Source organism: Methylobacterium sp. WSM2598 (assembly GCF_000379105.1).
GTDB lineage: Bacteria > Pseudomonadota > Alphaproteobacteria > Rhizobiales > Beijerinckiaceae > Methylobacterium.
Genome location: NZ_KB900609.1, coordinates 252,281 through 277,373 on the forward strand (window position 1 = coordinate 252,281; position 25,093 = coordinate 277,373).

Sequence of the window (25,093 nt, forward strand, 5' to 3'; positions counted from 1 at the left end):
GCCCCGTCGCCGGTCGGCTTCAGATCGGAACGGTGGCCGGCTTCGCCTCGGAATGACGGCCGGCTTCAACTTGGAACCCCCGGCCGGCTTCGTCGGAATACGCACCAAGCCCCTCGTCTCTGACAATTTGCGGGCGGTGGTAGAGCCACGTACCCACGGAACCGGCTCTGTGCAGCCGCGCACAGATTTCTGGTTCGCGGGCTTCAGGCTGTCCTCAACACCACGGCGGAGCCCCGCCGGAGAGGCAGCCAACCCGCGAGGGAGATGCCCCATGAACACGTGCCAACAGGACCGCGCTTCAACGTCAAAGCAAATCAGAACGTCAGAGGAGATCGGGCTCTTGACCGATGAAGAACTTGATGGAATTGCGGGCGGGTTCTTCAAGAGGATCTTAGGAATATCATCAAATTCTACGGCAGGACAGAGCGATCCTGTGCAGATGTTTGGCCAAATATTGCAGCAACTGACGAAAGGAACAGACTGAACAAAACAGTTGCAATAGCAGACTTCCCATGGCGTGCCCGAGCGCAACACGAACAGGACACCCGTGAGCTCGGCGCGGCCGCTAAGGCGCCAACCCTGGTTCTGTTAGAAGCTCTCAATCGTGTTGGGGACATCTTCGGCCCGCTCAGCTCCGGTAGCGGCGGGCCTTTTCTATCCTGGATCAATCTGCGGGCCTGAAGCGGCATCCCTAATGTTGTGCCTATCTGGGTTCCCGTTGGCGCCGGCAAGATGCCCGCGGCCATTTGGTGAACTTAAATCGAACTTAATGCAAAATAAAACGTCGCAGTTTTACGCGCAAGTACAGCCGCATTTAAGAGGTGGTCGCGTTTTATGCTACGGGAGAGAAGGACGCTCCCTATGCTGCGCATACGAAATCGTGCAGTGCTGCGCCTGGAAAGGCTACTTGCCAACCGTGAGGCAAATCAGGATGCCTTTTCCGCACGCCAGCGAAGACCTAAGAAGGGTGTCGAATTAAGATCAGTTCTGGTTATGCCGATCGGCATGCTTCATCTGACAGCGAGGCGGCCGATTTGGATAGCGATCGTGCTGATGGCCGCGTTCATACTGTTAACCCAGACTGACTGTGCCATACGGAGGCGGTACGGACTCCTGTTCTACGGGTCGGACGTGAACACCTGCACACAGCAGGAGGCGTTGAACCGGATCAAGAACATCACCGCTTTCTTGGACACTCGGGCGAGCGAGTTGAGCTTGAGGTAGTTCTCGCCTGAATACGAGAAGGGCAGCGTCCGTGTCCCCCTTAAGCGGTGCGGCCGCCCTCATCCGGCCACGGCACGTCCCACCCTACGACGCGATAACTCGCCGGTAGCGGGCCGGACACGCTCATGCCCCAGCTGTATTTCGCGTGCAGCCGGGCGTAGACGCCCAGCATGTCGCGCATCACGCCGACCGGCTTCGCGCCGCAGGCCGAGCAGCGCACCCGCAGGGCGATGTCGAGAAAGGGCAAGTCGGCCGGGAAGCGGTCCGTGCTGATCGTCGCCTCGTGGCCGCAATCGGTCGCGTTGCAGTGCACGAAGGCCGTGCGGTCGCCCTCCTCGGACCGGGGCCAGCCGATCGTGGGCGGTGGTATCTCGCGGCCCTGCTCGTCGCAGGCGCGGCGGGGATTGCGTGCGCGTATCAGCCGGCCCCCCCGGAAGGACCGTGATCGTCGCTACTCGGCCGAGGCGATCACGACGTGCAACCAGCGGCTCACGGGTGCTTCGAAGTTGCCGGCCGCATCCGCCGTCTGAGTTGCACCAGCAATCGGCTGTGCGGCGAGCAGGGCGATGGCGATGACCGCGTACACGGCGGCGAAGGACAGAACGGTCCTGAGATTGGCATCCATCGCACGGCTTCCTTGGGTGGCGAGCGCTGGACTTGGTGTATGCCCAAAAGGCCAAGCTTTCATCACTCATTCGGGTGAGAGCGCCCTCCATGAGGGTCGGGAGCGAGGGCGTGATTGTCTCGCTCAACCGGCCCGCGTCAGTAGGATGGCCGCGCGCACCGCCATCCGTCGCTGCGCCTCAAGGGCGTTCGTCAGGACCAGCCCCCCGGGCGTGGACGTTCGCAAGGATCACCGCCGCGAGGTCCACGGCGACGCCTTCGGCGATCAGGCGCAGTCCCGGCGTGGGATCGTCGAGGTAGCCGGAGACTGCGGCGTTCACACGCTCGTCGGTGACGGCCTTGGACATGAGGGTGATGTACAGCCCTGTATGCTACCGCCCACCGACGGAAACTTGCGTTTTAGTGACCGCAGAAAGCAGCCCTGCTCGCCGCGGTTCCCATGCAGAACATTTCCTCTGACAGGTGCATGATTTCAACATAAGCCTCCCGACCCATTTTCTGCACTGTGGGCCTAAGTACCTCGAACTCGAAATACGCGAAGGCTGCAACGGCAACAAGAGCGGCCCACTGAGGCGCCTCTTTCTTTGGCGACGGCCGTAGATAGTGCACGGACATGGCTCGCCTACAAATTTGTTATAATCAGATTTGCAGCGTGTTCTCCTGGAGTGCGTTGCGCATCAGCCATTTAAAGTAGGGATGCCGAGCCTATCGGGCCAACGACACCTGCTACGCTCATTCTATGGTGTCCCATCTACCCGGGTAGAGCCCATGGAACAGATCGCCGGCCGCCTTGCGGCTGAACAGGGTGAACCGGCGCCGCCGCTGGTGCTCGGGCCGGTCGTGCAGCATGTGCCAGCGCTGGCAGGAGGCGGCGAGGTTGCCGGGCGCGCCGTCGCCAGGACCACGCGGGTGAACCGGACGGTGTGGAGCAGGTCCTCCGGGAGCATGCGGCTGCGCAGGATCCGGCCGCGCCCGTCGCGCCGCATCTCGGTCGCGGCGTCGAACCAGCGCCCGCCCTGAAGGCGACCCGTTGCAGGTGGGGCCGCCCGCAGCCCTCGCAGCGCCCGCCGGCGGACAGGAAGCGGATCACGTCGGAGAGCTGGGGCCAGTCGATCGGGTCGAAGCCGCGGTGCTCGGGTCGGATCGGCACGGGTGAGATCGGCGCCCTGATCGGCGCAGGCTACGGCGGAGTTCGTGATCCCGCTAGGCCGCCTTCCCGAACTCCCAGACGGTCACGCCGCGGCAGCGCCCGGGCTTGGCCTTCCGCGAGGTCCAGAGGTGTGTCGTCAAGTACGCCTCCGCCAGCTCGAACACCGGGTAGGAGCAGGGCATCATCACGCCGCAGCAGTCGCCCCGGACGATGCCGGCCTGCGGGTGCACCGAGAACAGGGTGAGCGCGTCCCAGCCGAGCCGAGCCGCGCCGCCTCGGCGCCGAACTCGTCGACGAAGCGGCGGCAGTTCTCCAGGCTGGTGGCCCAGTCGTCCAGGCGGAAGCCGGGGCAGGGCGGCTGGCCGGGGGAGAGGGAGGCGAGGCCGCGGCTCCACGCGCAGACCAGGGCGGCGGGATCGGCGATCGGGCCAGTGGTCCGCATGACGGCCCAATACTCCCCCGAGGTGTAGTGGGGCCTGCCGAGCGTGCCGGCCTGCATCGGCCTCGCCACCAGGATCGCCGCGAAGTCGAGCGCCACACCCCGTGCGATCAGCCGCTACTCCACGGGCAGGATAGCCAGGACGGTCTCGGCCTCCACACGGATGCAGAGGGTCCAGCCGTCTCCGAGGTGCGCCAGCACGCCATTGGCTCGCATCTCCCGGATCACGGATTCGGCCGCCTCCAGGGCCTGATCCAGGTTCGCGGCCTCGACCCCCTCCTCGTCCCGGATGGTAGTGACCCCGTCGGCGAGGTCGAAGTAGAAGTGCCGCATGACTATGTCCTTTTCTGCGAGGACGGGAGTGCGCGGCTCCGTCCGGCAGGCTACGTATCCGACAGCAAGTTAATCCGCATACTTCGTTTATGTAAGCTTAATCCGCGCAACGAAGACTTTCGAAATCAACTGCACGATCACGCATGGGCCGTAACGACTACATGACTTTGGGAACGTTGCACTATACAGCAGGACTAGGGCAGAATAGGTTGTGTAGTCACACCGACATGTCGCCCTGCCTAAGAGGCTGGGCTCTCTGTTGAATATGCGGGCTCTCTGGCGCCGGGAACCCGATCGATGCGCGACCCGTTCATGACCGAAGCACATGACGCGACTGACAATTCATCAGAGAGAAGCGAGAGAATTCGTGACCATATTAGAAAATTTGTAAGAAAATCGATAGATAAACAAGGGCCGAAACACGAATTCATAGTCGGCGAGATCAAAGATATTTATCGTGTAGTGTATCGATCGTTCCCCGTCATAGGGCCGTTGCGGAGACTGCGGCCCGGCACCAGGCGTGCCCGCATCGGTTCAGGAAGGGTATACCCCTGGCGAACCAGCCCGGAGCTGGTTCAACAGGGCCCGCGTGACCCTTCAACAGGCACGGGCGAAGGCGCAGGGCCTCTGCCGGGGCCGGGCGGAGGACACGGAGCGCAACGCGGGGATCGCCGCGATGCTGTCGGCCGGGATGACGTGGTCTCAGGTTCAGGCGGCGACCGGGTACAGTCGGGCTCACCTTGCCACGATCGCCAAGCGGGTCGGAGCGAGGCGACGCCGCTCAGCTGCCCCGCCATGATCGCCGTGACCTGGGGCACCAGCTCCCCAGCGCCCCCTGTGGTCTCCTGCACTCGTTTGCCGAGGAGGTCACCCGGCCGAGGCATGCCGCACCGCCGCGACCAGATCAGCTTGCCCGTTCCGTCCAGCAGCATGACGACCGCGTCAGACTGCGAGAACAGTTCGCAAGCCCGGTCCGCGGCCGCCGCGACTGCCGTCTCCTCGGTGACGGCGCCCAGTTCCTCATGATCGGTCACAACGCTGGCGCCGTCTGGCCGTGGTCAGAGTAACCAGAGCTGGAAGTGCGACGTGGGCGGGCTACGAGACATGGTGCCAGTGTGCTCGCGGTGACACACCGGGGCAAGCTTCTGTGCTGAGTTTGTCGCACAGACCAGGGTAGTTCCACAGCTTACTTCAACGTCCGTGCATGCTCCGGACAGCTTGATCGTTAGCATTCCGAGGCACTTACGGCCGCTATTTGCAGCGTGCACAACTTAATTACCGGCCTCAGATGGATGCGGTCTGAGCAAGCCCTAAGCCGCCTATCCGAGTTGCCAAATCACTCAACACTCGATATGGCCAGCCTCAATAAATAAGAGAGGGCGGCGGTGATTGCGGAAACAATGGCAAGTGTCGGCCTTATTGGCGCGGCGAGCGCAAGCTTCGCTATAATAATGCTGCTTCTTCACTAAGCACGGCGGCGCCTTGTCTCAGTTTTAACCAAATTTTAAGGCGCCCGGTCGGCGCGCTTACCGCCGCGTTCGTCTTCCCTCTTGACCCGGTGTCGCAGCAGCGTGGCTTCAGCAAGCTCAGCCAGCCGAATCGAACTCGGCGAGCCGTTGCCGGCCGCTATCGCTCCACCGGGGCTGCTGCTCGACGACGTGCCCCAGCAGCTGCTGCTGCGATTTGCCGGCCTGAGCGCCCGGGCCCGGCAGCAGCGTGAGGACGAGCTGGCGCATCGGCTCGACCGTGCCGCTCTCCTGGCGGTTGCGGCATGGCTACGGGCACAGCACGGACCGATCCCGCTTTGCTCAATCCCGGTTCGCCCATCCCCGCCGGAACCGCTTCAGGCCACGCTACAGGCCTCGGTCGGCCGTGCCGAATGACGTGGTCGCGGATCCAGGCGGCGACCGGGTGCCGCCGGGCGCACATCGCCAAGATTGCCCAAAGAGCGGCTCCGTGAACGTGCCTATGCGAAGGGGCCGGTCTCACGCGTGCGAGCAGCTATACAACCACTCGCACGGTTGGAGCAGCCTTAGCTTAGGCCGGAGGTTGGGCTAGGAGTGGGGCTGACGCATGTGCGGCTGAGCACATCGGGTGGCGTGTTGGACTTGCATTCTCTCGGAGGGCAATGATGTTGCCTCGGGAGGCTTCTATGCTCAAATCCTTGAAACAGTTCACACTTAGAAATCCAGAGTATAAATCAAAGTATTGCACTCATAATACCTTGAGCGACGACGAGCTCTTCGAAACCGTAGCTGGATTAAATCCTCAACCTATTCCTCCGGGCTTCTCTGCAAGCAGCAGAGTTAGCAATGTTTTTGGGATTATATTTCAAGACAAGCCTGTCATACCTTTGCACATCCAGATCAAACAATGCGATTAGCTGCAGTGTTCGCGTAAGTCGCCAGCTTGGCGACTCACGCCACCCCGCCCGACAGCGCGTGAAGCAGCCAGGTCGGTCGCACCGGCAGTTAGCTTCGAGACCCAGGAGGCGCATCGCCGACCATGGCCAAGCCGCAGGATCCTCGACCGTGGTACCGCAGCCGTTTCGTGATGTTCATTGCGGGCGGTCTCGGCTGGTTCGCCAGCACCGCCGTCAAGCGATACCTGGAGGCAGAATTTGGATGGGGCGCGGGAACACAGTTCATCGTTCAGGTGGTGGTCGCCGGGCTGGTTGCGATGCTCATCCTGTGGCTCGTCGAGCGAGCGGTGTCGTGACCGCCCTTGCGCGCGGCCGATCGGTCACCGTCCCTGCCACCCTGACTGTGTTTTCTGGCGAGGGTCGGGTGCGGGTGGTGCGGATCAGCGGCGGCCTCCCCAGTGACCTGACCGGCTGGCTTCGGACCGGGCTGATTGAGAGGATCAGCCCGGACCGAAGGAGTCGGACATGCGGCGAGGTCAGAAGACGAGCGCGGAGCAGGTGATGCTCAAGCTGCGCCAGATTGAGGTGCAGACGGCACAGGGCAAGAGTTTGGCCCTGGCCTGCACGGAGGCGGAGATCTCCGAGCAGAGCTATGACCGCTAGAGCAGCACCCGATCACGTTGCAATCGGGTGCTGCTCTCGATCTTTGATCTTGCCGCATTGTCTGCGACGAACCGGCATCCACTTCGTCGGAAAATGCTCTAGCACAAGGAGTACGGCGGTCTCCAAGTTGATCAGGCCAGGAAGATGAAGGACTTGGAGCGCGAGAACGCGCGGCTGCCGCAGCTCGTGGCCGGGGCACGCAGCGTTACGTGCCCACGCCGCCGGCCGACGAGGCTGCGCCGACCCGTGCCATCGTCGCCCTGGCGTCCGAGTACGGACGCTACGGCTACCGCCGTGTCACCGCACTGCTGCAGGCAGCCGGCTGGCAGGTGGGCAAGGATCGGGTTCAGCGCATCTGGCGTCGCGAGGGGCTGAAGGTCCCCAGCCGACAGAGACCACGTAGCCGCCGGTGGCTGAACGACGGCTCGTGCGTGCGGCTGCGACCGCTCCACCGCACCACGTCTGGAGCTTCGACTTCGTGCAGGGGCAGACCCACGACGGCCGGAGCTTGCGCATCCTGACGCTGATCGACGAGCACAGCCGGGCGTGCCTGGTTCTGAAAGTGGCACGGCGGATCAACAGCCTCGGCGTGCTCGAGGCGTTGGCCGACGCCATGTGCCTGCACGGCGTCCCCGAGCACGTTCGCTGCGACACCGGCCCTGAGATGATCTCGAAGACGCGACGCAAATGGCTCGCCAAGACCGGCCCGCAGATCCAGTACATCGCGCCGCGCTCTCCATGGGAGAACGGGTTTTGCGAGAGCTTCAACGGCAAACTGCGCGACGAGTGCCTGAAGCAGGAGATCTTCTACGCGTTGAGGGACGCGCAGACGGTGATCGGGTTACGGCAGAACACCTGCAACCGCGTCCGGCCGCATTCGTCCCTGGGCTATCGCCCGCCCGCGCCTGTCACCTTCCCGGATCCGGCCTTCCGGCTACCCCTGGCAACGGCCATGCAGTAGCCTCGCACTCGGCCCGGTCCAAAATACCGATCAGGTCAATTGAGCGGGGAGGGGCAGAAGCGGTAGGATGATCTCGTGCTATGCGGGTCCAAGTGTTCTGGCCAGGGGCATCCAACGTCCCGACCACCATCCCGGTCAGGGTGCTTGCGGCCAATACCGCCCGTCTCCCTTGTCCCGCTTCAGAGCTTTCGCCCTGCGCAGTATCATTCGACCAAGTTAATCGTGTTGGCGTCAGCCAGAGTGCATCCTCGTGCCGGCGGCGCTGAAGCTTGGCTTCGAGACCTTGGAGCGCCACACGCGCAGCACATCGATCCGGGTCGAGCCGTCGGACTCAGCGCCCCTGATGCTGAGCGCGAGGCTTCCCGTGCCACCTCACCGGCCATCCGACCATGACGCAGGAATACGATTTCATCATCGTCGGTGCCGGCTCGGCCGGAAACGTGCTGGCCGCCCGGTTGACCGAGGACGCGGACGTCAGCGTCCTGCTCCTGGAGGCGGGTGGTCCCGACTACCGCTTCGACTTTCGCACCCAGATGCCAGCGGCGCTCGCCTATCCACTCCAGGGGCGGCGCTACAACTGGGCGTATCTCACCGATCCGGAGCCTCACATGAACAACCGGCGCATGGAGTGCGGCCGGGGCAAGGGGCTCGGCGGCTCGTCGCTGATCAACGGCATGTGCTACATCCGCGGCAATCCCCTCGACTACGACGGCTGGGCGCGATTGCCCAGCCTCGCGGACTGGTCCTACGGCGATTGCCTGCCGTACTTCCGCAGGGCGGAGACACGCGACCTTGGGCCGGACACCTATCACGGCGGAGACGGACCGCTCTACGTCACCGCGGCCAAGCCCGGCGGAAACGTTCTGTTCGAGGCCATGATCGAGGCCGGCGTGCAGGCGGGCTACCCCCGCACCGCGGACCTCAACGGCTACCAGCAGGAAGGCTTCGGTCCGATGGACAGGAGCGTCACCGCGAAGGGACGCCGGTCAAGCACCGCCCGGGGCTACCTCGACCAGGCGCGGGAGCGGCCCAACCTCACTATCGTCACCCACGCACTCACCGACCGCATCCTGTTCAATGGCAAACGCGCGAGCGGCGTCGTCTATCTGCGCGGGAACAAGGAGCCGTCCTTTGCGCGGGCACGCCGCGAGGTGCTGGTCTGCTCCGGCGCGATCGCCTCGCCGCAGATCTTGCAGCGCTCCGGCGTCGGGCCTGCCAATCTCCTGCGCAATCTCGACGTCCCCCTCGTTCTCGACCTGCCCGGCGTCGGCGAGAACCTGCAGGACCATCTTGAGATGTACGTGCAATACGAGTGCCGGCAGCCCGTCTCCCTGGCACCCGCCCTCAAGCCCTGGAACCAGCCCGCCATCGGCGGGCGATGGCTGTTCGCGGGGACGGGGATCGGCGCAAGCAACCAGTTCGAAGCGGGCGGCTTCATCCGCTCCGACTCCGAATTCGCCTGGCCGAACTTGCAATATCACTTCCTACCGCTGGCGATCAGCTACAACGGCAGCCACGCGGTGAAATCGCACAGCTTTCAGGCCCATGTCGGCTCGATGCGCTCACCGAGCCGGGGTCGGATCCGGCTCACTTCGCGGGACCCGCACGCCCATCCGAGCATCCTGTTCAACTACATGTCGGCCGACCAGGACTGGCGCGAGTTCCGCGTTGCGATTCGGATCACCCGCGAGATCATGGCCCAGCCGGCCCTTGATCCGTACCGCGGGCGCGAGATCAGCCCAGGCGCGGCGCTACGTTCCGACGCGGAGCTCGACGCCTTCGTGCGCGCCCATGCCGAGACCGCCTACCACCCTTCCTGTTCCTGCAAGATGGGCGAGGATGCGATGGCGGTGGTCGACGGCCGGGGCCGGGTGCATGGGCTGGAGGGTCTGCGCGTGGTCGACGCCTCGATCATGCCGCAGATCGTCACGGGCAACCTCAACGCCCCGACGATCATGATCGCGGAGAAGATCGCCGACGACATTCGCGGCCGGACCCCCCTGCCGCGCAGCCAGGCAGCCTATTTCGTGGCCGGCGATACGCCGCCGCGGAGGAGGCCGGTTCGCGCAAGCTGAGACTTTGCGCTTCGCTGTCGACGAGAGGTGGCTCGGTTCTCTGAACAGCACCCTGAGCGCATGTATCCTGCATCTTCAGGGCGAAGGATCAGCGGGACGCAGCGCGGCGCGGATCGCGTCGAGGCCGTCGGTCAGTGCCGCCGGTCCAGGCTGCAGGATCAGCGGCGACTTGACTTCGGTGATCCGCCCGCGCGCCACCGCCGGAATGGCCGACCAGCCCGGACGGGCCGCGATGCGGCTCGGCACCACCTTCTTCCCGCACCAGGAGGCGAGGATCACCTCCGGTGCGGCCGCGACCACCGCGTCGGGCGACACGATCCTGTCCTTCGCCGCCGCCTGCCGCGCCAGGTCAGGAAAGACGTCCTGTCCGCCTGCGACGCCGATCAACTCCGAGACCCAACCGATGCCGGAGATCAGCGGATCGTCCCACTCCTCGAAATACACCCGCGGACGAGGCCGTCCCTCGGCTTCGGCCGCGACGCGCCCGAGGCGCTCCTCGTAGCCCCGCGCGAGGTCCTCGGCCCGTCCGGGCGCCCCCACGAGGGCGCCGAGGGTGCGGATCATCGCCAGGATGCCGGCCACGTCGCGCTGGTTGAACAGGTGCACGGCGATCCCGGCGCGGGCGAGGTCGGCCGCGATGCCGGCCTGCAGGTCGGAGAAGGCCAGTACGAGGTCGGGCGACAGCGCCAGGATCTTGGGCAGGTCGGCGCTGGTGAAGGCCGAGACGCGCGGCTTCTCGCGCCGCACCCGCGGCGGCCGCACCGCGTAGCCCGAGACCCCGACGATGCGATGCTCCTCGCCGAGGAGGTAAAGGGTTTCGACCGTCTCCTCGGTCAGGCAGACGATCCGCTCCGGCGGGAAACCGCGCACGACCCTTCTCTCACGCGCTCTGCAGCCTGCGAGCCGCCCATCTGTGCGCGACCTCTTCGCCGGCCGCTTGCAGCAGCACGAAGCCGCCTAAGGCAGCGAGGTTGATGAGAAAGAGGTGTGCGACCACCGAGGGCGCGAACGCCTCCGCGTCGCCTGGCAGCACGAAGCCTGCCGTACACAAGGCGAGTTCGCAAGCCAGGAAGGCGATGACCAACGACGGCAGAATGGCGGGCCATTCGGCTCTCACGAGCCGGGATGTGGCCGCGGCGGCGGCCCAGGCCAGCAGCATCCCCGAGCCGATCGCCAGGCCCCAGCCGATCGTGCTCGGGTCGAGTGGGTAGCCATGTAGGCCAAAGCCGACGGCTTGGTTCGTCAGCCAGACGGCAGTTATGAGAAGGAGACCGGCCCGGCGGGGTAGCCGGAGGGCTGCCCAGGTCGCGAAGGCCGCGAAAGGTGTGGCGCAGGCCAGGGCACTGCTCGCCATCGCCGCGGCCATTACGGGAAGGCCGACGCCCGCGGCGCTCCGATAGTGAGCCACCGCGGCATCCGCCCAATTGGCGCGCCCATGAGGATGTCCAGCCACGTCAGCCTCGCCCGTCAGCACACGCCTTCACCTCTCCTACGCGCGCTGGCCGCGCGATGCACGCCGGTCCATCCGCCCGTCACCCGCGCTTTGATCCGGCGCCGCCGCGCGAGCTCGCTTTTCCGGTAGGCATGGAAGATCGGCGCCGCGGCAGGATGGAAGCCGAATATGGCCCCTATCACCAGCAGCGCGATCATCAGATCCCAGGCGCGCCCAGGAAGGGGTGGCAGCCAGGATCTGGGGTAGCTGTTCCTGGGTGACCCGAGCAGCCCTGAGGGCCCGCAAGGGGAGGGCGTACCAGGGTGAACGCGCAAAGTGCCGAGCGAGCTCGGCGCTTCGATCGGCAGAAAGCCCAGAGTACCGTCCCAACGGCCGTCTCTGGTGGCCGGTGCCCTGCCCCGAGGCGCTGCTAAGCCCTCCATCCCACATCCGAACCGAGCCCGGGCTTATATCCGCCCCTCCCATTGGAGGTTAGACGTGTCGGGGTCGACACCCGCGTTTGCAGGATTCAGCAGTGGCTTGGCCGGTTGAGCGACAGCCCCGGGGCAAGTCGCGCGCCTTAAGCTACTCGATAGCGGCAGATATTTTATTTCTTGCAAGTTTTACGGGTTATGAATATGCAATGAGAATAATAGCGCTCACTGCATCGCGGCTCCGTGCAACACGGATGCAACGCGAAGCCAGCCTTCTCAGCGGTCCGGAGGCAGCTCACAGGCCTCCTCTCGTCACGTCGGTCGCGCAATGCGCCGGCTCTCACAGCGCCTCAGGACGGGCGTGGGCGACCATCGACCGGACGTGCTGGCCGGGGGGCAGGGGAGGGCGAACTGCCCACCTTGTCGCCGCCGCTCGCTTCTCGGGCAGTGAACTCCGGCCCAGTCCTGGTGCGTCCGGGAGCGTCCCGGCGTAGCCTGCCGCGTGGCTGCGGAGGGCGAAGCTCATGGGTCCCGCACTGCTTCTTGAGACGCTCGAAGCCCGGATGACTGCGGTCGCCCAAGCCCTCGAGCACTTGACCTCGGGTGGCAATCCCGCGGCCGAAATCGAGAACGTCCGAGCCCAGCTTGTCGAGATCCTGCAGCTCGTCGCGCGTGATCCCGGCATCCATGCCGCGGCGGATGATCTCTGCTCCTGCGCCCGCGCGTACGCCGCAGCGGAGGCGGATGAGCCAGGGGGAATAGGCCGCCGAAAGCGGCTCCTGACCGAGGCGTACTCACAGCTCTGGCACAGGCTCGGAATGGCGCACCTCGGCTCGGATGGTGTGAGAACGGCACCGGAGTGAACGAGTCGGCCGAGCTGATGCCAATACGCCGCGACCAGGGGCGGGTCGACGTGCGACGGCCTGCCACCGTTCACCACCCATTCCGGGTTCGCCCAGGCGGTGGCCGGGCCGGATCACTCCCGGCGTGTTCGGCTATGCGCCACTTCCTGGCCTCCGATCTTAAGTCGCAAAAGGTCGGGTCATGAGTCGAATGCGGACAGAAGGAGGGCCGCTTCACGAAAAGCTAGCCGAGTTCCTGACAGAGCGCCGTGCCACGAACCCGGCCGAGGCCGCGCCCCAATTCAAGTCCCGAGTCATTCGCCGTGTCGCCCTCCACAAGGTGCTCCTCTCACCCGACAATCTGAAGAAGATAGGCAGCCGAATCAGGAGTAGGAAATGCCGCGACCGGCTGGAGGATGATCGCTACGCCAGCAAGGCTGGCTGAGGTCCGCATCCGAGGCAGCGCAAGCCCTTCGGGCGCCGTTCGGGTCGGCACTGCCGCGGGAGCCAGGATCCCCACGATGCGTTGTCCCGTGCGCTGACTTAGGCTTGGCGGACCTCTACGGTGCCCGCCGACCCGGGGCCGCGCTCTACGCCACGGAGCCTCAACCGAACCGATGACCGATACTTCGACGAGCCCGCCGACCAGCGTGGGACCGCGCATCTCGACCGGCGTGGTCGGCCTGGACGATGTTCTCTGCGGCGGCCTGACGCCGAGCCGGCTCTACCTGCTGGAGGGCAATCCCGGGACGGGTAAGACCACCCTCGCGCTCCAGTTTCTCCGCGATGGCGCGGGTCGCGGCGAGCGCACCCTCTACGTTACCCTGTCCGAGACCGCCGACGAACTCCGGTCGGCGGCCGCGACCCACGGCTGGGCGCTCGACGGAATCGAGGTCTACGAGCTCGTCAATGAGATGGGCCTCGACCCCGATGGCGAGCAGTCGATCCTGCACCCCTCCGAGATCGAGCTCGGCGAGACCGTCAAGGAGGTCATCGCCCGGGTCGACGATCTGAGGCCTGACCGAGTCGTCTTCGACAGCCTCTCGGAGCTGCGGCTGCTAGCCCAGAACCCGCTGCGCTACCGGCGACAGATCCTCGCGCTCAAGCAGTTCTTCGCCACGCGGGCCTGCACCGTGTTGATGCTCGACGACCGTACCTCGGAGACGGGCGACCTGCAGCTCCACAGCATTGCGCACGGGGTGGTCTCCCTGGAGCAGGCGCCGCGCGAGTTCGGCTCTGAACGGCGGCGGCTGCGCATCGTCAAGATGCGCGGCATCAAGTTCCGCGGCGGCTACCACGATTTCGTCCTGGAGACCGGCGGCGTCCAGGTGTTCCCGCGCCTGATCGCGGCCGAGCACCGCTCAGCCTTCGACGCGAGGGCGCGCTCGACCGGCTCGGACGAACTCGACCTCCTGCTCGGCGGAGGCCTCGTGCCGGGAACCAACACGCTGCTGCTCGGCCCCTCCGGCGTCGGTAAGACCACGACGGCCATCCGCTGCATGGTGGCCGCCCTGGAGCGCGGAGAGAAGGCGACCTACTACCTGTTCGACGAGGGGCTGGCGACGCTGCTCGCTCGCTCCGCGATGCTCGGCATGGACCTGGCCCCGCATATCGAGGCCGGGCGCCTGATCATCACGCAGATCGACCCCGCCGAGCTCTCGCCCGGCGAGTTCTCCAGCATGACCAGGCAGGCCGTCGAGGAGCGTGGCTCGACCTTCGTCGTGGTCGACAGCCTCAACGCCTACCTGCACGCCATGCCGGGCGAGGAGTTCCTCATCTTGCAGATGCACGAGTTGCTGAGCTACCTGAACCAGCAAGGGATCACCACGCTCCTGGTCCTGGGCCAACACGGCGTCGTCGGCGAGGTGCGCACCGACGTCGACCTGAGCTACCTGAGCGACTGCATCCTGCTGTTCCGGTTCTTCGAGGCGAAGGGCGAGGTGCGCACGGCGCTCTCCGTGGTGAAGAGCCGCGTCAACGCGCACGAGCGGACCATCCGCGAGATGAAGCTGTCGGGGCACGGGATACAGGTCGGGAGGGCGCTGACCGACTTCGAGGGTGTACTCACCGGCTTGCCGTCCTACCGGGGCAGGGTGCCGATGCTGACGGGCGAAGCGCCTGCCGGCGGCGAAGTCCGGTGACCGCATCGGTGGCGGACGACGAGCGCGTCCTCATCCTGGCGCCACGAGGGCGCGACGCCCTCGTGGCCGAGCAGGTGCTCACCCGGGCGGGCGCGCGCGCCGCCGCGTGTCCGGACCTGGCGAGCTGGCTGGACTGCCTCTCGGCCGGCGCGGGCGCCGCGCTCGTCACCGAGGAGGCGCTCGGCGCCGAGCCGGCTGAGTTGTTCGCGTGGCTCGACGCGCAGCCCGCCTGGTCGGATTTCCCCTTCGTCGTGCTGGCGACGCGCCAGACCGGGCCGCGCTCCGAAAGGGCCTCCGCGCTGCTCGCCCGGCTCGGCAACGTGGTCCTGCTGGAACGCCCCATCAACGCGGAGACGCTCGTCAGCGCCACCGCCTCCGCCCTGCGAGCGCGACGCCGCCAATACCAGGCCCGCGAGCATCTCCTGGAGCGCGAGCGAGCCCAGGAGCAGCTTCGGCGCGCCAACGAGGACCTGGAGCGGCGCGTGGCCGAACGCACGGGGGAGGTCGAGGCCGCGCACGAGACCCTCGCCTTCGCACTCGACGCGGCCGGCATGGCGTCGTGGGACCTCGATTGCCGCACCGGCGCGTCGCGGCGCTCGCCCCGCTTCGACGCCGCCTTCGGCTACGTGGATGCGGCGCCACACTGGGACCGGAAGGCCCTGCTCGCCCACGTCGTGGAGGAGGACCGCGATGTGGCCGAGAGGGCGCTCGCGGCGACGGCGGCGACGGGCACGCTTGACCTGGAATGCCGCATCCGGCGCACCGACGGGGCGGTGCGCTGGATCGCGATGCGGGGGCAGGTGAAGCACGATGAGGCCGGCAAGCCCCTGCGCGTCGCCGGGATCCTGATGGACCGCACCGACCAACGGACCACCGAGGAGGCTTTGCGGCAAGCCCAGAAGATGGAGGCCATCGGGCAATTGACGGGCGGGGTCGCCCACGACTTCAACAACCTGCTCACGGTCATCGTGGGCGGCCTCGACATGATGCTGCGCCGGCCCGAGCAGGTCGAGCGGGTCAAGCGCCTGGCCGAGGCGGCCATGGGCGCGGCCAAGCGCGGCGAGCAACTGACCCAGCAGCTACTCGCCTTCTCGCGCCGGCAGATGCTGCGGCCGCAGACGCTCAACCCCAACCGCCTGCTGCTCGACTTCAAGCCTCTCGCCGAGCGCGCCGCGGGCGGGGCCGTCGAGCTGGTCTTCGACCTTGATCCGGCGCTCGACCCAATCCGCATCGACCCTGCGCAGTTCGAGGCGGCGGTGCTGAACCTGATCGTCAACGCGCGCGACGCGATGGAGGGGAGCGAGGGGCACCCCCGCATCGTGGTGACGAGCCGCAACGTCCACCTTGGGACTGGCGCCGTCACCGACCTGGGCGTGCCGCCCGGCCCCTACGTAGCGGTGTCGGTCACTGACACGGGCAGCGGCATCCCGCCTGATACGCTCCAGCGCGTGTTCGAGCCGTTTTTCACCACCAAGGAGGTCGGCAAGGGAACGGGGCTCGGGCTTAGCCAGGTGTACGGCTTCACGCGCAGCGCCAGGGGTTTCGCGCAGATCGAATCGGAGATCGGCAAGGGCACGACGGTTCGCCTGTACTTCCCGCGCTCCACCGACCCGGCCGACGAGGAGGCCGGAATCGGGCCCGTCGGCGCGATCCCACTTCGCCGCGCGGGTGAGGGCGATACGGTGCTCCTGGTGGACGACGACGAGCAGGTGCTCGGGATGGCCGTCGAGAGCTTGGAGGAATTGCGCTACCGGGTCATCGTCGCCCGCAACGCCGCCGAGGCGTTGGAGCATCTCAAGGGTGTGGAGCGCATCGACATCCTGTTCTCGGACGTGGTCATGCCCGGCGGCATGAACGGGTCGCAGCTTGCGGCCGAGGCACAGCGGGTGCGCCCGGGCATCAGGATCCTGCTCACCTCCGGTTACGTGGCGAATCCCGACGAGGGGCAAGTCATCGGCCAGGGCAAGTTGCCCGTGCTAAACAAGCCCTATCGCCGCGACGAGCTCGCCCGCTCGCTTCGGCTGGTGCTCGGGGGCGAGGGCGGTTGAGGCCTTCTCGACGAAAGCACCAGGACACCTCTTGTCCTCTACTCGCCCTCAAGTGGACTTATGAGACCTGTGCGCGAAGCGCTCGAAGACAACATCTTGGGCCTGCCTTGTCCAAAGAGATACCAGGAATGGTAGCTCTCCAGAGTCGCGCACTTCTGCTCGGCCCGGCCCGCAACGATCTTGGCGGCCCGCCACGGCCCGATGCCGGAGACCTCCTGAAGCCGGTCGGGTTCGGCCTCGATGAACTCGAAGGTGTTCTCGCCGAAGGCGCCGACGATGGGCTTGGCCATGGCGGGGCCGATCCCGCGCATGTGGCCGGAGGCGAGGTACTTCTCGATGCCCGCGGCGCCGGTCGGCGGGGTGGCTTTCAGGGTCTCGGCCTAGAGCTGGAGGCCGTGGGCGCGGTCGGTGAGCCAAATTCCTGTCGCCGTGATCCGATCGCCCGCGCCGATCGCGGGCGCATGCCCGACCACCGGCACGAGGTCGCGCTTGCCGCGAGCGTGCACCTTGAGCACGCGGAAGCCGGTTTCGGGCGAGTGGAACGTCACGCGCTCGACCGTGCCCGCGAGGGCCTCGATCGGGCCGTTCCTCTCGACCTGCTTGGGCCGGACCATCTGGTTCGTGTGTCCCCGCGGGACCCATGACCGGCTCCCGCCCCCTCAGCTAAGCAGAGCCACGAGACCACTTCCAGAGCTGGGCCACTGCCATCCGCCCGAACATGGTCCCTGTTTGGTTCCGCTTCCATCCAGGACTTGCGACGAGGTGCCGATCGGTGCGGGCCCAGTGGAGACGCATCGCACCCACGCACTCGTCCATAGCTCTCCAGCGCCCTTGAAGCTTGAGCAAAACCAAAGGCGATAGCGCATGGTGCGAAACCAAACAGCAATCAGAGGTGTTGATCGCCTACTGTGTCGCCGAAGGGCTGAGCGCCCGGGCTGCTGAGAGGTGGATGCGTATGATGTACCTCATGCGTGAGTCGTGCGAACTGATGCTCACGCCAGCCCGCGTCGCCGCAGACCTCGCGAAGCTCGCGTGCGAGAACCCGCTCAACCCTCTCACCTACACGGTAGCCGGCCGTTCGATTGCGGCCTCGTGTGAGATCTTCGAGCGGGCCACCCGCTCCTATCCCAAACCCGCCTTCGGCCTGCCGGCCGCGGAGCGGATCGTGTGGGAGCAGCCCTTCTGCCGGGTCATCGCCTTCGGCGAGCCGTGTGACAAGCCCAAGCTGCTGCTCGTGGCTCCCATGTCGGGCCACTACGCGACCCTGCTGCGGGGTACGGTGGCGGCCTTCCTCGACACGCATCAGGTGTTCATCACCGACTGGACCGACGCCAAGCAGGTGCCGCGCGCGGCCGGGCGCTTTGGGCTGGACGAGTACATCGACTACTGCATGGCGATGTTCGCGGCGCTCGGGCCGGACCTGCACGTCATGGCGGTCTGCCAGCCCTCGGTGCCCGTCCTGGCCGCCATTGCCCGCATGGAGGCCGAGAACCACCCCCTGGTTCCCCTCTCGGCGACGCTCGCGGGTGGTCCGATCGACACCCGTCGCTCTCCGACCGCGGTGAATGAACTGGCGCGGGAGCGCGGCATCACGTGGTTCCGGCAGCACTGCATCCATGCCGTGCCGCCGAGCCATCCGGGCAACGGCCGCGCGGTCTACCCGGGCTTCCTTCAGCTGGGAGGCTTCATGGGTATGAACCTCGACCGCCACCTGACCGCCCACTGGGACATGTTCAACCATCTCGTCGAGGGTGACGGCGACTCCGCGGCCAAGCACCGGGCCTTCTACGACGAGTACCTCGCCGTGATGGACCTCACCGCCGAATTCTACCTTGAGACGGTCGAGCAGGTGTTCATCAGCCACCGGCTCCCGCGGGGTGAGATGCAGCATCGCGGCAAGGCCGTCGACCTCGGAGCGATCCGCCGCTGCGCTCTGATGGCGGTGGAGGGCGAGAAGGACGACATCACGGGCGTCGGACAGACGCTGGCGGCTCTCGACCTCACGCCCAACCTGCCGCCCGAGAAGAAGGCGTACCATCTCCAGGCGGGAGCGGGTCACTACGGCATCTTCAACGGCTCGCGCTTCCAGGCCGAGGTTGTGCCGAAGATCAAGCACTTCATGGAGAGCAGCAGCGAGCGGCCCGCTGAGCGGGGAACGACTTGCGAAGAGGCCTCCACGCTCGGGCTCGATCAGGACGAGGTCGACGCTCTCAATCGATCCGTGGCGTTGATCGTGTACAAAGCCCCACACCACTATCCTGTGGCTGGTACTCTGCAAGTTGCGGGGCAGTCCTGAGGCGAGGTCAAGCCAGCGATCAGCCTTTCAGTGTAGAGTGGATGGCTCCTGACGCGAGAGCGGCTTCAGAGAGACTGCCCGCTCTTGCAGATCGTTCAGCCGCTTCATCAAAGCCGTCCGCTTCCGCTCCCGTTTGGTTTGTAGCTGCATGAGAATTCGTTCTTTCTCAGCGCTTGGTCCGGTCCAGTCGTCCAGGCGCTCGCAGTCGAGCTGATAAGCAACCTCAATATCAGCGATGGCGCCCAACGTGGATTGTAACTGGCCTGTCAAATCATCCAGTTCCGCGCCTCTCAAAATATCCGGGGAGTGGGTTGACACCGTAACCGCACCTGACAGCTCCAATGAGTGCCGCATCGGCCTTGAGCCGAGCGCCACCAGCATGTTCGAGCCTGCAATAATCACTCCTGACGGGGCGCGGATCGGGGTCGGGTAGGGCATGAACGGGATCAGCGTGCCCTCGGGCCGCTCCAGCACGGCCCACACGTCGCGAACGGGCCGCCCCTCCTTCAAAGCGATCGCCATCGGGCACTGATCGAGCGGCAACTCTGAACCGGCAGGCGTGAATATGCGCCATGAGCCGCACCAGCGGGTGCGGCCAATCTCCGGATGATATCCCCAAAGCTCCGCTGCTGCCCGATTGTAGTACGTCAGCCAGCCGTCAGCGTCCGTCGTATAAATCGGTACGATGGCATCGTCGAACACGTGCGCAACAGGCGGCTCGTAGTTCCAGTCAGCGGTCATGCCTGGGCGGTCCTCCATGCTGAAGCCGGCGGATTTTCGGCCGAGCGGCAGTGGAGCTTTCGTGTGGGGGTGAAATGGTTGCTGGCTAGGTATGCGACAAGCGTGCAGAATGTGTGACGCCCGCGGCAGGGTGGCCGAACTCGGAAGGCCGAGCTGCGTCGCCATTCGCCCCCGTCGCCCTCGTGCCGGGACCGAACATCTCAGTTTTGGCCTCTGCCCGGCCGTCATATGGCTAAGCTTATTGGCCGCCATCGACCCCTGCGGGCATGACGGCTCGCGTGGACCTGTCCAAGATCGCCTTCCCGGCCGAGTTGCCGCCAGACCTTGCGCACGCCGTAGACGCAGAAGTTCTCCTCGAACACGCGCCGGATCTCGACCATCAGCGCCGCGTCCGAGCGAGCCCGGGCCGGCAGCCTGTCGGGATCGGCGCGCCGCGCGGCCTGGGCGTAGTACGTCGACAGGGCGATCGGCAGCACGCGGCAGATCGGCTCGACCCCGTAGGCCTCCCGGTGATCGTCGATGAAGGCGATCATGTCCGCGACCGGCGGTCGAGCTCCGCCATCGCAAAATACGCCGACGCCTTTCTGAGGATCTCGTTGACCTGTCGCAGTTCGCGGTTCTCCCGCTCCAGCACCTTGATCGGTTCGCGTTCGTCCGTCGTCGGTCCGGCGCGCTGGCCCTGGTCCCGCTCGGCATGACGAACCCGGTTGCGCAGCGTCTCGCCCGAGCATCCGATCTTGGAAGCGACCGAGCGGATCGCCGCATACTGCGAGCCATGCTCGCCCTGATGGTCGAACACCATCCGCAGCGCGCGCTCGCGGACTTCAGGCGAAAAGGGTGTGCTGCGCTTCGTCATGGCTCCATCCTCTCAAGAGTTGGAGCCTCCGGGAAACCCGGAGCGGTTCACAAGTCCGCTCGTTTCTGTCTAGAGCATTTTCCGACGAAGTGGATGCCGGTTCGTCGCAGACAATGCGGCAAGATCAAAGATCGAGAGCGGCACCCGATTGCAACGTGATCGGGTGCCGCTCTAGACCGCAGCGGCAGCCAGGAAGCAGAGGATGCCCGCTGCCAGCATCACCAGCCCCGGCCAGTTTGCCCGAGGGCTGAAGCCGGCCGCGCTATCCGTCCGGCTCTTGGCCTTGAAGCGCCCACCCCAGAGCGCCGTGAAGGCTGTGAGCAGGAGGCCGCCTATAAAAAGCAGCACACCAGCCCAGACAAGGACCAGCTGTGGCTGAAGGATTGCGGCCGCGCTCATCGCAGGCACTCGTGTTTTGGTTTGGGTCCTCGCGTGACCTACAAGGCCGCTGAACGGCTCGATCAGAACGCCCCTTTCAGCCGGCGCCCGCGCCTCAGCCCTCAAGCAGGAACGAGATTTTCACGGTGGCCCGGAACTGGGTCACCTTGTCGTTCTCCACAACGGCTTCGAACTCCTTGACCCAGACGGATTGGATGCCGCGCAGCGTGCTGGATGCGCGCTCGACCGCTTGCTTGATCGCGTCCTCGTAGCCTTGCGGGGATTGTGCGGAGAGTTCGAGGAACTTCACCACCGACATGACTGCCTCCCTTGCGGGTCAGGCATGTGATGCTATGCCCGGCTCAATAGGGACGCAATCCTCTGTGCATTTACGTGCGGTGGCTTGGCAGTAACGCCGAGGCGCGTCCGTAATGGGGTTATGCGAATAGCAGGCTTCGTCGACGCGACAGCGTTCGGCCTGCAGAACGTGCAGACTACGTTGCGAAGACGATTGTGTAGGAGCCGATTCGGCAGCGCCTTGCCAGCTTGGAATCCAGCATGCTTTTCTGGCCCGCTTCTACTCTACAGAGCCTTAGCCCACCCGGCGCCCCGCCGTGGCGAGATTTCTTTCGTTATTGTGGATTAGCTCTGAATACGAGATGCAACGGCACTCAGAATATGCTTGACGCACGCCCGTTCCAGTTCCCCCGAAACGTGGATCGTAACCTTTCAGCCCGCCCGGTCCGGCCGCGGCTGGCTTCTCTTGCGACTTCGCCGGCGCGACGGCTGCCGAGCTTCTTCCGGTTCTCAGCATCCGGAATCACCACAGATTTTCACTCCGCCCGATCCTGTTGTGGCGGGCCTTTTCTAGATTTTGGTTACTAATTGTGGCCTTTAGGCGGTCTGGAAGCTTGCGCTGACCCTGCAATCGCCCGCAGGTCGGCGGCGAATACTGGAAACCTCGTGCTCAGTTCCTCGACATCGCCGATCTCCGCATCCGCTGGCGTCACACCAGGCCAGGCCGTGCTCGCGCCCAGAAACCAACCTTCCTGACCGATGAGCCGTGCAGTGTGGAATACGCCGCCAGGGATCAGCAGTTGAACGCGCTCGCCATTGCGCAGGTTTGGTCCTACAACTGCCCGCTGGGCGGCGCCGTTTGGGTGTAGAAGAAATACCTCTAGGGGGTTACCGAGATAGTAATGGTAGAGCTGATCGTTTTGGATCCGGTGCAGCCTTACGGGCACTAGTGGTGTGACCATGAAGTACAGCGCTGACCCTAATGGACGCCCATCTCCAAAGGGTTCAGCCAGCCCACCAGGCGCAATACAGCGCGCGCTATGGTAGGTTGCGCGAACACAACCACATGTTGCGTTCGGCTCCAGTCCCAAAAGCGTGACGACGTCTTCGGCACTGAGCGCATCACTCACGAGCATCACTCCGTATTTGCGTTTCCAGGCGCGCCTCAATAGAAGAGGCCGATCGGGTCGAAGCAGCCATAGAAGTAAGGCCTTTCTGCCGAGCGGCTCCGAACCTATCATGGATTAGGGTGCAAAGCCCCCACTGCCAGCTTAGAGCAGTACCCGATCACGTTGCAATCGGGTACTGCTCTCGGTCTTTGATCTTGCGGCATTTTCTGCGACGAACCGGCATCCACTTCGTCGGAAAATGCTCTAGCGCGCCTAACAGAACGGCACGGACGGGCGGCTTGCGCGTTGGGCTGCATGGCCCGTCCGCTGCTCCCTGACGATCTCTGGACTGAGATCGCTCCGCTCCTGCCCTCGCCGAAACCGCGCCCCAAGGGCGCTGTGGCATGCGCCGACGACGCAGCGGGACCGCCAGGCGATCGCCCGGTTGATGCTGGAGCAGGTCGCCGTACGCGTGGACGGCAGCAGCGAGCACGTCGAGGTCGCGTGCGACCGGGCCGGCGGTGCGCGGACCCGCCACGCGCTGGTCCGGCCCGTCCGGCGGTTCGAGCAGCTGCGCGGGTGCGAGCAGGTGCTGGCCACGATCCGCGACCTGCGCGGGCAGGGCTGCTCGGCCGCGGCCATCGCCGATCGGCTGAACGCTGCCGGCTGGCGGCCGCCCGAGCGGGAGGGGTTCGACGCGTCCATGGTCCAGCGCCTGGTGTTCCGCTACGGGCTGGGCAGCGGGCGGCCGATCTGGAGCGGCAGCGCCGCGCGCGAGCCCGGCACCGAATGGACCCTGCACGAGGCGGCCAAGCGGCTCGGCGTGCACCGGCACACCGCCTACCGCTGGCTGCAAGACGGGCGCCTGCGGGGGCGCATGGCGGCCCTTGGGACCAGCGCATCCGGATCGTGCGGATGAGCGGCGACGAGCTGGACCAGGTCAGAGCGGCGGCGCTACCGCCAAGCAGCAGGAACCGGACGTAGAGAGGTAGCATGGAAACGCAGTCGAGCGCGTCTGGCTCTCCCTGCGCGAGCGCTCCCTGTCCCATCGGCTCCTGGCCGACTACGACGCCGTCGTGAATGCCTGCTGTCAAGCCTGGACCGCGCTCACCGCCGGGGTCGGACGGCTCCGCTCGCTCACCGCCTACCCCTACCTTGAACAGGTGAAACTATAAGCGCGGCGGTATCAGGAAAACAAATGTCGGGAAAACCCTCGCAATCGGACCTTCCCGGCATGCGCTATGAGGGGCCGCTTTGGGTCATTTTGACCCGTCCGGTCTCGGCTCGGCCGGTGGCTTATGCCGCTACACCTGTCAGCTGATCCCGGATTCGTGCGCCGGCGAAGGAGTGCAGGGGTTCGGAGGTCAGCGCATTGCAACCTTTGCCACGGGACTTTGACGTGACCTCGCAGCAGTCCAGCCGTCACGTCTACCCTGGGTCATCTGCAACGATGACAACCAAGAAAACCGCAAAGATCAAAACTTGATGCCAATTTCATCGCTGATGGTACGCTTAAAGACTCAATATTATCAATTTATCTGCGTAAAATCTCCATTCGACCACCGGTACAGAACGTAACCGGGAGCAGAAATGTCTCCCTTTCTGTCGAAACCGACATTGCCCAAAATCGTGCCGAAAGTCCCCGATTTAAGGGCACGGTCGACGGCTTTCGGGTCGGTCGATTGCGCGTTTCGGGCGGCTTGGGCCAGCACTTGCACGGCGGTGTAGCCGTACAGCGTGAACCCCTCCGGCTCGATCGACTGCGCACGGAAACGGTCGACCACGGCCTTGGCCTCAGAGCGCCTCCGGGCGTCCGGGTTGAAGGTCATCAGCACGCCGTCCGCCGCGCCGTGCGCGATCGCGGCGAATTCCTTGCTTGCAATGCCGGAGGTGCCGATCCACTGCGCTGAGTAGGCTTGCTCGGAGGCTTGGCGCACCAATGTTCCCATCTCCTGGTGATAGCCACCGTAGTAAACGACGTCGATGCCGGCCGACTTCAGCCGTGTGATGACGGAAGTGTAGTCCCGCTCGCCCGGTGTGATCGCGGCGAACAGGGATTCCTTGACGCCAATCCGGTTGAGGTTGGTCTTCGTTGCGTCTGCGAGCCCGCGCCCGAAGGGCTGGTTGTCGTGCAGGATCGCGACCTTCTTGCCCGGGAAGCGCTCGGCGATGGTGCGGGCCGCGAGTTCGCCCTGCTGGTCATCCCGCCCGCAGACGCGGAAGATCCCAGACAGCCCCCGCTCCGTCAGCTTCGCGACGTTGGCGGAGGGCGTCACCATCACGTCCCCGTTTTCCGCGTAGATCTCGGAGGCGGCCATGGTCGCGCCTGAGCAGACGTGCCCGACGATCAGCCCGACCTTGTTCTGGAGGAAGCGGTTCGCCACAGATACCGCCTGTTTCGGGTCGCAGGCATCATCCTGAACGTCGAGCACAAGCTTCTCGCCGTTCACGCCACCGCTCTCGTTGACGTCCTTCACGGCCGCATTCACGCCGTTGAGCACTTGGTCGCCGATCGCCGCGACGGGCCCGGTGCGCGGCACGACGACACCGACGACCACGTCCGCCCGGACGGCCGTGGACCACAGGAGGGCGGCGAGCACCCACGAACCAGACCGCATTTTCATGGCCATCCCCCTCGATCCCGCCGTCGGTGCGGCGGCTGCCACCGTCTTGGCGACGCGCCGGGGC

At 65.5% G+C, this 25,093-nt stretch carries 22 protein-coding genes, 6 pseudogenes and 1 other annotated feature; of the genes and pseudogenes, 11 read left to right on the forward strand and 17 right to left on the reverse strand.

Annotated features, from left to right (window positions below):
* The first annotated feature begins 340 nt into the window (after positions 1 to 340).
* The gene (locus MET2598_RS40595) at positions 341 to 484 is read left to right on the forward strand and encodes a hypothetical protein (RefSeq protein WP_157182062.1); all 144 of its coding nucleotides are present in this window, start codon (positions 341 to 343) and stop codon (positions 482 to 484) included.
* 780 nt (positions 485 to 1,264) lie between these two features.
* Here MET2598_RS40595 and MET2598_RS0101270 read toward each other — a convergent pair.
* The 7 genes and pseudogenes from MET2598_RS0101270 to MET2598_RS41990 form a co-directional block, all read right to left on the reverse strand.
* Positions 1,265 to 1,537: a hypothetical protein gene (locus MET2598_RS0101270; protein WP_018259596.1), complete on the reverse strand. Its 273-nt coding sequence runs from the start codon at positions 1,535 to 1,537 to the stop codon at positions 1,265 to 1,267.
* A 138-nt stretch (positions 1,538 to 1,675) separates the two neighbouring features.
* Positions 1,676 to 1,849 (reverse strand): hypothetical protein, encoded by a 174-nt coding sequence (locus tag MET2598_RS41980; protein WP_012334445.1) that lies wholly within the window; start codon positions 1,847 to 1,849, stop codon positions 1,676 to 1,678.
* Positions 1,850 to 2,027: 178 nt separating this feature from the next.
* Positions 2,028 to 2,195 carry a hypothetical protein gene (locus MET2598_RS41985; protein ID WP_018259597.1) on the reverse strand — a complete coding sequence of 56 codons (168 nt, stop codon included), beginning with the start codon at positions 2,193 to 2,195 and terminating at the stop codon, positions 2,028 to 2,030.
* 385 nt (positions 2,196 to 2,580) lie between these two features.
* Positions 2,581 to 2,998, reverse strand: a pseudogene (locus tag MET2598_RS42565) (hypothetical protein).
* 184 nt (positions 2,999 to 3,182) lie between these two features.
* Positions 3,183 to 3,536: a hypothetical protein gene (locus MET2598_RS35805; protein WP_236728646.1), complete on the reverse strand. Its 354-nt coding sequence runs from the start codon at positions 3,534 to 3,536 to the stop codon at positions 3,183 to 3,185.
* Positions 3,537 to 3,554: 18 nt separating this feature from the next.
* On the reverse strand, positions 3,555 to 3,770 hold the full coding sequence (locus tag MET2598_RS0101295) for a DUF6894 family protein (protein WP_018259599.1): 216 nt from the start codon (positions 3,768 to 3,770) through the stop codon (positions 3,555 to 3,557).
* A gap of 1,586 nt (positions 3,771 to 5,356) precedes the next feature.
* A complete protein-coding gene (locus MET2598_RS41990) occupies positions 5,357 to 5,506 on the reverse strand; it encodes a hypothetical protein (protein ID WP_018259600.1) in 150 nt (49 codons plus the stop codon).
* Positions 5,507 to 6,275: 769 nt separating this feature from the next.
* Between MET2598_RS41990 and MET2598_RS40605 the strand changes: the two genes are divergently transcribed.
* The 4 genes and pseudogenes from MET2598_RS40605 to betA all read left to right on the forward strand — a co-directional run bounded on the left by MET2598_RS40605 (position 6,276) and on the right by betA (position 9,831).
* Positions 6,276 to 6,488 (forward strand): hypothetical protein, encoded by a 213-nt coding sequence (locus MET2598_RS40605; RefSeq protein ID WP_157182064.1) that lies wholly within the window; start codon positions 6,276 to 6,278, stop codon positions 6,486 to 6,488.
* 169 nt (positions 6,489 to 6,657) lie between these two features.
* Positions 6,658 to 6,796, forward strand: a pseudogene (locus tag MET2598_RS42570) (IS3 family transposase); the annotation flags it as partial.
* 104 nt (positions 6,797 to 6,900) lie between these two features.
* Positions 6,901 to 7,756 (forward strand): annotated as a pseudogene (locus tag MET2598_RS35810) (IS3 family transposase); the annotation flags it as partial.
* A 389-nt stretch (positions 7,757 to 8,145) separates the two neighbouring features.
* The gene (betA, locus tag MET2598_RS0101320; protein WP_018259603.1) at positions 8,146 to 9,831 is read left to right on the forward strand and encodes a choline dehydrogenase; all 1,686 of its coding nucleotides are present in this window, start codon (positions 8,146 to 8,148) and stop codon (positions 9,829 to 9,831) included.
* A 75-nt stretch (positions 9,832 to 9,906) separates the two neighbouring features.
* On the opposite strand, the gene MET2598_RS0101325 is transcribed toward betA, so the two are convergent.
* The 3 genes from MET2598_RS0101325 to MET2598_RS40610 are packed head-to-tail and all read right to left on the reverse strand — an operon-like array spanning position 9,907 to position 11,481.
* Positions 9,907 to 10,701, reverse strand: coding sequence for a cobalamin-binding protein (locus MET2598_RS0101325; RefSeq protein WP_018259604.1), 795 nt, complete (start codon positions 10,699 to 10,701; stop codon positions 9,907 to 9,909).
* A gap of 10 nt (positions 10,702 to 10,711) precedes the next feature.
* On the reverse strand, positions 10,712 to 11,239 hold the full coding sequence (locus MET2598_RS0101330) for a hypothetical protein (RefSeq protein WP_236728647.1): 528 nt from the start codon (positions 11,237 to 11,239) through the stop codon (positions 10,712 to 10,714).
* A 59-nt stretch (positions 11,240 to 11,298) separates the two neighbouring features.
* Positions 11,299 to 11,481, reverse strand: coding sequence for a hypothetical protein (locus MET2598_RS40610; protein WP_150108715.1), 183 nt, complete (start codon positions 11,479 to 11,481; stop codon positions 11,299 to 11,301).
* Positions 11,482 to 12,221: 740 nt separating this feature from the next.
* On the opposite strand from MET2598_RS40610, the gene MET2598_RS0101335 reads away from it, so the two are divergent.
* From MET2598_RS0101335 to MET2598_RS0101345, 3 genes are all read left to right on the forward strand, one after another.
* Positions 12,222 to 12,560 (forward strand): hypothetical protein, encoded by a 339-nt coding sequence (locus MET2598_RS0101335; protein WP_018259605.1) that lies wholly within the window; start codon positions 12,222 to 12,224, stop codon positions 12,558 to 12,560.
* A 596-nt stretch (positions 12,561 to 13,156) separates the two neighbouring features.
* Positions 13,157 to 14,680, forward strand: a complete 1,524-nt coding sequence (locus MET2598_RS0101340; RefSeq protein WP_018259606.1) for an ATPase domain-containing protein — start codon at positions 13,157 to 13,159, stop codon at positions 14,678 to 14,680.
* Positions 14,677 to 16,728, forward strand: coding sequence for an ATP-binding protein (locus MET2598_RS0101345; protein WP_012334434.1), 2,052 nt, complete (start codon positions 14,677 to 14,679; stop codon positions 16,726 to 16,728). The genes MET2598_RS0101340 and MET2598_RS0101345 overlap by 4 nt, the downstream gene beginning before the upstream one ends.
* Positions 16,729 to 16,880: 152 nt before the next feature.
* Here the strand turns inward: MET2598_RS0101345 and MET2598_RS40615 are convergent.
* Positions 16,881 to 17,342 (reverse strand): annotated as a pseudogene (locus tag MET2598_RS40615) (helix-hairpin-helix domain-containing protein); the annotation flags it as partial.
* A 341-nt stretch (positions 17,343 to 17,683) separates the two neighbouring features.
* On the opposite strand from MET2598_RS40615, the gene MET2598_RS0101365 reads away from it, so the two are divergent.
* Entirely contained in the window at positions 17,684 to 19,024 is a 1,341-nt protein-coding gene (locus tag MET2598_RS0101365; protein WP_012334433.1) for a polyhydroxyalkanoate depolymerase, read from the forward strand.
* Between the two features lie 27 nt (positions 19,025 to 19,051).
* On the opposite strand, the gene MET2598_RS0101370 is transcribed toward MET2598_RS0101365, so the two are convergent.
* From MET2598_RS0101370 to MET2598_RS38485, 5 genes and pseudogenes are all read right to left on the reverse strand, one after another.
* On the reverse strand, positions 19,052 to 19,765 hold the full coding sequence (locus tag MET2598_RS0101370) for a PAS domain-containing protein (RefSeq protein ID WP_236728648.1): 714 nt from the start codon (positions 19,763 to 19,765) through the stop codon (positions 19,052 to 19,054).
* A gap of 296 nt (positions 19,766 to 20,061) precedes the next feature.
* Positions 20,062 to 20,621: pseudogene (locus MET2598_RS38480) on the reverse strand (IS3 family transposase); the annotation flags it as partial.
* Positions 20,224 to 20,340: a sequence feature (AL1L pseudoknot), on the reverse strand. (Overlaps the previous pseudogene by 117 nt.)
* A gap of 171 nt (positions 20,622 to 20,792) precedes the next feature.
* A complete protein-coding gene (locus tag MET2598_RS0101385; RefSeq protein ID WP_012334429.1) occupies positions 20,793 to 21,020 on the reverse strand; it encodes a hypothetical protein in 228 nt (75 codons plus the stop codon).
* A gap of 94 nt (positions 21,021 to 21,114) precedes the next feature.
* The gene (locus MET2598_RS0101390) at positions 21,115 to 21,318 is read right to left on the reverse strand and encodes a dodecin family protein (RefSeq protein ID WP_012334428.1); all 204 of its coding nucleotides are present in this window, start codon (positions 21,316 to 21,318) and stop codon (positions 21,115 to 21,117) included.
* A 562-nt stretch (positions 21,319 to 21,880) separates the two neighbouring features.
* A complete protein-coding gene (locus tag MET2598_RS38485) occupies positions 21,881 to 22,432 on the reverse strand; it encodes a cupin domain-containing protein (protein ID WP_084673742.1) in 552 nt (183 codons plus the stop codon).
* 288 nt (positions 22,433 to 22,720) lie between these two features.
* On the opposite strand from MET2598_RS38485, the pseudogene MET2598_RS40620 reads away from it, so the two are divergent.
* Positions 22,721 to 22,801 (forward strand): annotated as a pseudogene (locus tag MET2598_RS40620) (IS5/IS1182 family transposase); the annotation flags it as partial.
* Positions 22,802 to 22,853: 52 nt separating this feature from the next.
* Positions 22,854 to 23,324, forward strand: a complete 471-nt coding sequence (locus MET2598_RS0101395) for an excisionase family DNA-binding protein (protein ID WP_018259613.1) — start codon at positions 22,854 to 22,856, stop codon at positions 23,322 to 23,324.
* A 610-nt stretch (positions 23,325 to 23,934) separates the two neighbouring features.
* Here MET2598_RS0101395 and MET2598_RS0101400 read toward each other — a convergent pair.
* Positions 23,935 to 25,035 (reverse strand): branched-chain amino acid ABC transporter substrate-binding protein, encoded by a 1,101-nt coding sequence (locus MET2598_RS0101400; protein WP_012334425.1) that lies wholly within the window; start codon positions 25,033 to 25,035, stop codon positions 23,935 to 23,937.
* Positions 25,036 to 25,093 lie beyond the last annotated feature (58 nt).